This is a genomic window from Metabacillus rhizolycopersici (assembly GCF_020075705.1).
Genome location: NZ_JAIQUM010000211.1, coordinates 1 through 1339, shown reverse-complemented (window position 1 = coordinate 1339; position 1339 = coordinate 1). Strand labels below are relative to the sequence as shown.

1 protein-coding gene is annotated in these 1339 nt (G+C 39.6%); it reads left to right on the top strand.

Translation table 11 applies throughout. The annotated features are described in order from the left end of the window. Positions 1-54 precede the first annotated feature (54 nt). On the top strand, positions 55-1339 hold a 1285-nt coding region (locus K9V48_RS28035; RefSeq protein WP_224142316.1), incomplete at its 3' end, for an IS1182 family transposase.

Here is a 1339-nt window from a genome sequence, read left to right as displayed (position 1 = left end):
CTACGGTCTTTTTTGTTTTAAACTAGAAGTAAGAAAAACCTTGAGGTGATGACGATGCTTTCGAAACATAATTCTATTCAACGAGATCAAATTGAAATGATTGCTTTAGATGAATTGGTGCCTGCGAACCATTTGGTCCGCAAAATAGAGGCAGCGATTGATTTCTCTTTCGTTTATGACTTGGTGAAAGATATGTATTCAGAAGTAGGCCGCCCAAGTATTGACCCTGTAATTTTAATTAAGCTGACTTTCATTCAATACACATTCGGTATTCGTTCGATGCGTAAAACAATAGAAGAAGTTGAAACGAATATAGCCTATCGTTGGTTTTTAGGCTACGGCTTCCATGATAAAGTGCCTCACTTTTCGACGTTTGGAAAAAACTACGAGCGTCGCTTCAAGGATACAGACTTATTTGAACAGATTTTTTACCGCATTTTAAAAACGGCAGCTGAAAAGAAACTGATTAGTGCAGAACACGTTTTTGTGGATTCAACGCATGTGAAAGCGAGTGCGAATAAACATAAATTCGAAAAGAAAGTTGTCCGTAAAGAAACACGTGCTTATCAAGAACGTCTTCAAGAAGAAATCAACCAAGACCGTGAAGATCATGGAAAAAAGCCGTTCCCACCGGATAAATTTGAGAAGGAAGAATCGAAAGAAATCAAAGAAAGCACAACCGATTCAGAGAGTGGCTACTATGTAAAAGATGAGCGTACAAAACAGTTCGCCTATTCTTTCCATGCAGCCTCAGATCGTAACGGCTTTGTACTAGACGCGATTGTAACACCCGGAAACACACACGACAGTCATATCCTAGAACCATTAGTCGAACAGGTAATTGAGAAAGTTGGAAAACCTAAAGCTGTTGCGGCAGATGCAGCTTATAAAACACCTGCGATTACGAAATACTTAGTTGAAAATGAAATGACACCGGCATTACCATATACACGACCACGTACAAAAGAAGGGTTCTTCCGAAAACATGAATACGTTTATGATGAACACTTTGACTGTTATCTTTGCCCAGCGGGTGAAGTCTTGAAATATTCGACAACGAATAAAGAAGGCTATCGTGAGTACAAATCACCGAAGTACATTTGCGCCACTTGCCCATTTTTAGCGAAATGTACAGAAAGTAAAGATCATCAAAAAGTGGTGACACGTCATATTTGGCAAGAGTACGTGGAGGAAGCTGATCATCTTCGTCATCACAAAGATGTAAAACCAATCTATGCGAAACGCAAAGAAACGATTGAACGTGTATTCGCAGATGCAAAAGAAAAGCATGGCATGCGTTGGACAACGTTAAGGGGACTTAAAAAATTGTCGATGCAGG